Source organism: Cupriavidus sp. 01L46, assembly GCF_056399905.1.
The window spans coordinates 1-7,131 of record NZ_JBFTSF010000299.1; the positions used below are offsets into that span (position 1 = coordinate 1).

Below are 7,131 nucleotides of genomic sequence, written 5' to 3' on the forward strand. Positions count from 1 at the left end.
GCGTTCATGGTCAGCGGCAGCAGGTTTTGCTCGCCGCTGCGCGCGGCGTGCGCCAGTGCGCGCAACGCCTGTGCCACGGCCGCGCCATCGCGGCTTGCCTTCAGGCAGGCCAGCCGCTCGCCCTGCTGCGCCCGGACCTGCCGCCCATCGATCTCCAGGCAGGCCGGCACCTCGTCGGCTCCCTCCTGGTAGCGGTTGACGCCGACGATCACGCGCCGGCCTTCGTCGATATCGGCTTGCGTGGCCACGGCGGCGCGATGAATCCGCTCATGGACCCAGCCCGAGCCGATTGCCGCCAGCACGCCGCCGGCAGCGGCAATCTCCGCCATCACCGCGCGCACCTTTTCCGCCATTTCCGCCGTTAGCGATTCCATCATGTAGGAGCCCGCCCACGGGTCGGCCACGTCGCACAGGCCCATCTCGTGCTGCAGGATCAGTTGGGTATCCCGCGCGAGCCGGGCCGAACCGGCGCTGGGCAAGGCCAGCGCCTCGTCATAGGCGTTGGTGTGCAGCGACTGCGTGCCGCCAAACACCGCGGCCATGGCTTCCACCGTGGTCCGCACGATGTTGTTGTCCGGCTGCGTGGCCGCCAGCGACCATCCCGAGGTCTGGCAGTGCGTGCGCAGCATGGTTGCCCGATGCGTGGTGGCACCCAGCTCGCGGACGATCTCGCACCACAGCAGCCGCGCGGCGCGCAGCTTGGCGATCTCGACGAAGAAATCCTTGCCCACGCCAAAGAAGAAGCTCAGGCGAGCGCAAAAATCATCCACATCCAGCCCGCGCCCGGCCATCTGCCTGACATATTCCTGCCCGTTGGCCAGCGTCAGCGCCAGTTCCAGCACCGGGTCCGCCCCGGCTTCCTGGAAGTGGTAGCCGGAGATCGACATGCCGTTGAACCGGGGCACGTGCCGCGACAGGTAAGCCACCACATCCGCGCAGATCCGCATCGACGGCCCGGGTGCGAAGATCCACGTGTTGCGGACCATGTACTCCTTGAGGATGTCGTTCTGGATCGTGCCGCTGAGCTGATCGAGCGGAACGCCGGCTTCCTCGGCGGTGACCAGGAACGCGGCCAGTACCGGCAATACGGCGCCGCTCATGGTCATGGAGACGGAGACGCGGTCCAGCGCGATGCCATCGAACAGGCGCTTCATGTCCTCGACGGAATCGATCGCCACGCCGGCCATGCCGACATCCGCCTGCGCCAGCGGATGATCGGAGTCGTAGCCGCGATGGGTCGGCAGATCGAACGCGACCGACAAACCCTGCGCCCCTCGCGCCAGCGCCTGCCGGAATGCCAGGTTGGAGGCGGTAGCGTCGGCAAAGCCCGCGTACTGCCGGATGGTCCACGGCTTGCCCGCGTACATGGAGCGATGCGGCCCGCGCACGAACGGCGCCTCGCCAGGCAGGCTGCCAAGATGCCGCAGCCCGTCCAGGTCGGCGGCCGTGTAGACGGGCTTGAGCGCCAGTCCGCCACCCTTATCTGCGCTCATCGCACTCTCCAACGCTTGCGTGTCACCACATCGGCGATCTTCTCGCCGTCGCTGCCGCGCCGCACCTCGCACCAATGGGCCAGCCCGCCCTGCCCGGACTCCACCGCGGAGAACGACAGCTCCAGCGCTTCGCCAAGATTGACGTTGCCGTGGAAGAACAGGTCGCGCCCGGCAATCACCGGTGGCTCGTCGAAACGCTGCCATTGCCATTCGGCACGATCGACGATGGCCTGGAAGTTGGCGAAGTAGAGCAGGTCCGCGCCGTTGAAGTCGGCATAGGGGCAAGGCAGGTACTCGGCCATGTGGCTGCCGAGGTGCCGTGCCTGCTCCAGGCCAAGGTGGGCGGGCCAGTCGCCCGCCCGCAAGCGCTTGGCCAGCGCGCCCAGCTCCGCCGCCGCAGCGGGCGGCGGCCCGTCCGCCGGCAGGTTGAAAGCGGCCCTGACCACCGAGCGATTGTCGCGCTCGCGCTCACGGCGGATAAAGGTGGATACCATCGATACCTCGGCCCGCCTGGCGCTTGGCCCGTCACCGTCACCATCGCCATCGCCATCGCGCCTCAGCGCATGCGTGCTGAAGTGGCGCGCGCCGGCCACCCGCATCAACTGCGTGTTCACCGAGAAGCCATCGTTCTCGCCAAGCGCTTCCAGCGATGCCTCCCGCAGCCGGATCGCGGTAAACGCGGCATAGGCCTTGTTGCCCTGCGCGTCCCGGAACTCCGGCAACGCCTGCCCGGACAGCGCCGCCAGCCCCCGCCAGTGCAGGTCGCCGCAGGCCTTGAGCAGCCAGTTCTCCGACAGGCCGGTATAGGACAGGTTCGGCATGCCGGCAACATAGCTTGTGCTCGCGCGGAACATGTCAGGCTGCCAGGGCTCGCGCGCCGAGCTTTTCGCTGACGATGGCCGCAAGATATTCGGCGTCGCGCGCAATGCCGGAGAACCGCCCGGAACCCCAGGTGTGCAGCCACGGCAGGCCGAGGAAGTACAGGCCGTCCTGCGCCGTCACGCCGCGCACGTGGCCGGGATAGCCGCGCCCGTTGAAGACCGGCGCCTCCAGCCAGCTGAAATCCGGGCGAAAGCCGATGCACCAGACAATGGCGCCGATGCCGGCCTGGGCCAGGTCCAGCGCCCAACGCTCCTCGCCCGGCGACCATACCGGCGCATACGTGCTGGCGGGCGGCGCGGCGATGCCGTGCTTGTCGATGAATTTGTCGATGCTGGCGTTGATGCGGTTGTAGGTGTCGTCCGCATCGTCGAGGTTGGCCTTCAGGTTCGGCGTGAAACGCAGCTTGCCGTCATGGAAATCTTCCAGCGCGCCAAACAGTTCCATGCCTTCGGTGGCGAACTTGCGCAGGTCGATGTCGCGCCCGCCGTCGCGGCCGGTCACATAGTGATTGGTGTTGTCGCGCACGCCCTCGCGCAACGGATGCGCCTGCACCGGCATGTCGTAGTACTGCATGTCGGCCAGCCAGTCCACCACGTCACGGCCACGGTAGAAGCGCGCGCAGCGCGGCGCCTGCCCCACAGCCAGGAACACCTTGCGGCCCGCCAGGTGCAGGTCTTCGGCAATCTGCGCGCCGGACTGGCCGGAACCCACCACCAGCACCCCCCCTTCCGGCAAGGCTTGCGGGCTGCGGTACTCGGAGGACTGGATCTGCCGGATGCCGGCGGGCAGGCGCTCGGCCATGCGCGGCACGATCGGCGTGTGATAGCCGCCGGAGGCCACCACCACCTGCCCGGCGGTGAAGTCGCCCTGCGAGGTGCAGACAAGATAGCCGCCCTGCTCCTGCGGCTTCACGCGGCGGACCTCGGTATGCTCCAGCACCGGTGCCTTCACCATGTTGATGAAACCGTCGAGGTAGGCCGTGATCTCGTCCTTCTTCATGAAACCGTGCGGGTCGTCGCCCTGGTAGGGATAGCCCGGCAAGGCACACTGCCAGTTCGGCGTGACCAGGCAGAAGGCATCCCAGCGCTGGCTGCGCCAGGTATGGGTGACGGTGTGCTTCTCGATAACGAGATGTTCGATGCCGGCCTGCTTGAGGTAGTAGCTCATGGACAAGCCGGCCTGGCCGCCACCGACGATGATGACGCTGTAGTGCCTGGGGGAGGCGGCAAGAGTTTCGCTGCGGGTGTTAGACATGATGCGTCCTTCGTTGATTGCTGTGAGATGCGGTAAGGCTTTCGGATGCGCGCTAACGGCCGAAACCAAGCACGCGCACCATGGCATCCGGCTGCGCGCAAAAACGCGCGGCGGTTGTCTCGATTTGTTCAAGCTGGTCCATGGCAGAGGAGCAGGCATAGCCATACTTCGCCCTGACGCGCTCCGAGGCGCTGCCAAGCGCCTGCCTGGCGATCGCCAGGAACTCGGCCAGCGTGTAGTCCTGCCCCGGGACAAAGAACTCGGTGACCACCGAAGACGGGGAGTAACAGGTGGCCTCGCTCAGGTCGGGCCAACGTATGCGGAAATGAGTGACTGGCATGAAAGCGCCTCAGGCATCGATGGGGGTGGTGTCCCGCGCGGCACGCTCCGCCTGCGGGACGATGAAGGCGTCGTGCGCGAAATCCCACAGCAGTGCGCGCTCGCTGCCCGCGCCAATCGTGACCCGACGCGAGTCGTCGATGACGCCAATCTCCGCGCAGGCAATGTCCCGCGCGCCAAATCGCGCGGTAACGTGCGCCGCGTCTTCCTCGCGCACCGCCAGCAGGAAGCCGTAGCTCGGAAATGCCGTGAGCCAACGCGCCATCGGCACCCCCGCGGGCGCCGGGATGCGGTCCAGGTCGATCCGCGCGCCCACGCCGGAGCATTCCAGCAGCATCAGCGCCGTGCCCAGCGTGCCGGCCATGCTGATGTCCTTGGCGGCGGCGCACAGGCCGTCTTCGGCCAGCGCGGGCAGCAGTTCGAGATCGGCCCGCAGCCGCGCGGGCGGCGCTTCGGTTGAGGCGTTCCAGTACGGGTACGGCTCGGCAAAGGCGCCACGCAAATCGACCGCCATCAGCAGCCGGTCACCCGGGCGCGCCGCGAAGCTCGATAGCAGGCGGCGCGCCCGCCCGACAATGGCCACCGCAAGCTGGGCATGATCGCTGCGGGCGTTGCTGTGTCCGCCAACGATCGGCACGCCATACGCCGCCGAGGCTGCCGCCATGCCCTTGAGCACTTCGGCGGCGTCGGCCACGCCGTTGCTCCAGATGGCGTCCACCACCGCCAGCGGGCGGCCGCCCATGGCATAGATATCGCTGACGTTGACCATCACCGCGCTATAGCCCGCGAACCACGGCCTGGCATCGATGAAATCCCGGACCATGCCTTCGATGGCAAACAGCAGGTAGCCGTCATGATCCGCGATGGCAGCGCAATCGTCGCCCACCGCCACCGCCTGGCCGAGATCGCGCATGCCGCCCGGCAGCGCATTGCCCAGCGACGACAGCACGCCGGCGATATCGGTCTTGTGGTCAAAGCCGCGGCTGGCGCGCAGGCTTTGCACAATCTGCGCGACGTTCATGTGCCGCTCCTGCCCAGTGTCGACAAGCCAACGCGCGGCGTCAGGCACGCCGGGTAATGGTCCAGGTCCGCCTGCATCAGGTGGTGCGGGCGGCCAAGCAGCGTTTCCTCGGCCAGCACGTCCCAGTGCAAGCGGCGGAACAGCGGCACATTCTGGCTCTGCACATGCGCGAGGAATCGCGTGCAGCCCAGCCCGTTCGCGCTGCTCACCGCCAGCTTGATCAGCGTGGCGCCGATCTTGCCGTGGCTGCGGTACGTGGCATGCACCGCCAGCCGGGAGCCAAACCACACGCCGGGCTCGGTTTCGTGGATGCGCACGGTGCCGACCACCCTCTCGGGCGCATCCGCCTCGCACTTCACCGCCACCAGCAACTGCGCGGTGTCGTCGATCGCGTCGCGGTCGTCGCCAGCAAAGATGCCCTGCTCATGGCAGAACACGGCCCGGCGCAGCGCCATGGCCTCGTCCGCCTCCCACTGCGCCCCGGCCCAGCGGATGCGGAACGCCGTGGCCGCGGGCACTTCCACACAGAGATCGTCCTTCATGCCGCCACCTCTTCATACGACGACAGCGAGGAGCACGCGCCGCACTTGCCGCAGCCCGCCTTGATATCCGCCGAGCGCATGCCCGCCGCGCTAGTCATCGCGCCGAGCGGCTTGAGGATGGCCTTCATGAACTCAGGCGGCGGCGCGGGATGGTCTTCCAGCGGCGTGCCGGTGATGGGCACGAAAGGCACCACGAAGGGGTAGACGCCAAGCTCGAGCAGTTCCTTCGAGATCGACAGGATGGTCTCAACGCTATCGCCGAGGCCGGCGAGGATATAGGTGCTCACCTGCCCCCGGCCGAACACGGCAACCGCAGCCTTGAAGGCATCCATATAGCGGCTGATCGGCACGGCCGCCTTGCCGGGCATGATCCGCTCGCGCAGGGCGGGCGTGATCACTTCCAGGTGCATGCCCAGCGTATCGATGCCGGCGGCTCTCATGCGCTCGAACCAGCGGTCGTCGTCGGGCGGCTCGCATTGCGCCTGGATGGGCAAGTCCACCGCGGCCTTGATGGCAAAGGCGCTTTCGCAAAGCATGGCGGCGCCGCGGTCCGGCGTGGGCGGCGTGCCGGTGGTCAGCACCATATGCTTGACACCGTCCAGCAGCACGGCGGCGCGCGCCACTTCAGCCAGTTGCTCCGGCGTCTTGCGCGCGATGGTGCGCCCCGCCGCGAGCGATTGCCCGATCGCGCAGAACTTGCAGGTCTTGCGCCGGCTCTCGTAGCGGATGCAGGTTTGCAGCACCGTGGTGGCCAGCACGTCCGCGCTGTGCAGCGTGGCGATGTGCGAGTACGGCACGCCCTCCATCGTCTGCAGCCCATAGAAGCGCGGCGCTTTCGGAAAGCTGATGTTCGCAATCGGGATGGTGCCGCGCAGCAGCGCGCTGGTGCCCTTGCCATCCGGCGGCGATGCCACGTACGGCGAATGCCAGGCGGTATTGGTATGCACCGGCACCATGATGGTCACGCCATCGACGGTCACCGCCTTGTGGTCGGACGGGCCCGCGCCGCCGCGCCGGCTGGCGGCGCCCGCCGCCGGGTCCAGCAGGCGCAGCCCGACCGATTGCAGCTCGGCCCTAAGCTCAGTTACCGACAACCGGCTCGAGGCCGGCGTCATCTCGCTGGAGTTCATGGTGGGTGCTCCCGTGGTAGTTGGAAAATGCGCTGGCCATGGGCGATGCGGTCGCCGCCGGCCGGTCGTTGATGGCAAGGCTGAGCAATTCAGGCCGGGCGTAGTGCCCCACCGAATCCATCATTCGCTTGCGCTTGGTGATCAGCGACATATCCAGGTCGGCGATCACCATGCCCTCGCCCTCGCGCAGCGGCGGCGCCAGGTGCTGGCCCTCCGGCGACACGATGGCGGTGTTGCAGCCGCCGCGCAGCGCCTTTTGCAAGGCGGGGTCGGTGGTCACCGAGGCGATCTGCTCGTCGGTCAGCCAGCCGGTGGCGTTCACCACGAAGCAGCCGGACTCCAGCGCGTGATGGCGGATGGTGACTTCGATCTGATCGGCAAAGATAGGGCCCACCAGCGAGCCGGGAAACTGGCTGCAGTGGATTTCCTCGTGCTGGGTCATCAGCGCGTAGCGGGCCAGCGGGTTGTAG

The 7,131-nt window shown here is 67.6% G+C and carries 8 protein-coding genes; all 8 read right to left on the minus strand.

The window, feature by feature from the left end; genetic code table 11:
* The coding region (locus tag AC1DS3_RS32195; RefSeq protein WP_477128743.1) for a methylmalonyl-CoA mutase family protein at window positions 1-1,493 on the minus strand (1,493 nt) is incomplete at its 3' end.
* The gene (locus AC1DS3_RS32200; protein ID WP_477128744.1) at window positions 1,490-2,347 is read right to left on the minus strand and encodes a Pnap_2097 family protein; all 858 of its coding nucleotides are present in this window, start codon (window positions 2,345-2,347) and stop codon (window positions 1,490-1,492) included. The genes AC1DS3_RS32200 and AC1DS3_RS32195, both read right to left, overlap by 4 nt.
* 1 nt (window position 2,348) lies before the next feature.
* Window positions 2,349-3,629, minus strand: coding sequence for an MSMEG_0569 family flavin-dependent oxidoreductase (locus tag AC1DS3_RS32205; protein WP_477128745.1), 1,281 nt, complete (start codon window positions 3,627-3,629; stop codon window positions 2,349-2,351).
* A gap of 52 nt (window positions 3,630-3,681) precedes the next feature.
* Window positions 3,682-3,969 carry an MSMEG_0570 family nitrogen starvation response protein gene (locus AC1DS3_RS32210; RefSeq protein ID WP_441634743.1) on the minus strand — a complete coding sequence of 96 codons (288 nt, stop codon included), beginning with the start codon at window positions 3,967-3,969 and terminating at the stop codon, window positions 3,682-3,684.
* Window positions 3,970-3,978: 9 nt separating this feature from the next.
* A complete protein-coding gene (locus AC1DS3_RS32215) occupies window positions 3,979-4,989 on the minus strand; it encodes a sll0787 family AIR synthase-like protein (RefSeq protein ID WP_477128746.1) in 1,011 nt (336 codons plus the stop codon).
* On the minus strand, window positions 4,986-5,531 hold the full coding sequence (locus AC1DS3_RS32220; RefSeq protein WP_477128747.1) for an MSMEG_0567/Sll0786 family nitrogen starvation N-acetyltransferase: 546 nt from the start codon (window positions 5,529-5,531) through the stop codon (window positions 4,986-4,988). Before AC1DS3_RS32220 ends, AC1DS3_RS32215 begins: the two co-directional genes overlap by 4 nt.
* The gene (locus AC1DS3_RS32225; protein ID WP_477128748.1) at window positions 5,528-6,661 is read right to left on the minus strand and encodes an MSMEG_0568 family radical SAM protein; all 1,134 of its coding nucleotides are present in this window, start codon (window positions 6,659-6,661) and stop codon (window positions 5,528-5,530) included. Before AC1DS3_RS32225 ends, AC1DS3_RS32220 begins: the two co-directional genes overlap by 4 nt.
* A partial coding sequence (locus AC1DS3_RS32230; RefSeq protein ID WP_477128749.1) for a nitrilase-related carbon-nitrogen hydrolase occupies window positions 6,612-7,131 on the minus strand: 520 nt, incomplete at its 5' end. The genes AC1DS3_RS32230 and AC1DS3_RS32225, both read right to left, overlap by 50 nt.

Coding starts and splice junctions, on each gene's coding strand:
- AC1DS3_RS32200 (WP_477128744.1), bottom strand. CDS start 2,347: ATGTTCCGCGCGAGCACAAGCTATGTTGCCGGCATGCCGAACCTGTCC.
- AC1DS3_RS32205 (WP_477128745.1), bottom strand. CDS start 3,629: ATGTCTAACACCCGCAGCGAAACTCTTGCCGCCTCCCCCAGGCACTAC.
- AC1DS3_RS32210 (WP_441634743.1), bottom strand. CDS start 3,969: ATGCCAGTCACTCATTTCCGCATACGTTGGCCCGACCTGAGCGAGGCC.
- AC1DS3_RS32215 (WP_477128746.1), bottom strand. CDS start 4,989: ATGAACGTCGCGCAGATTGTGCAAAGCCTGCGCGCCAGCCGCGGCTTT.
- AC1DS3_RS32220 (WP_477128747.1), bottom strand. CDS start 5,531: ATGAAGGACGATCTCTGTGTGGAAGTGCCCGCGGCCACGGCGTTCCGC.
- AC1DS3_RS32225 (WP_477128748.1), bottom strand. CDS start 6,661: ATGAACTCCAGCGAGATGACGCCGGCCTCGAGCCGGTTGTCGGTAACT.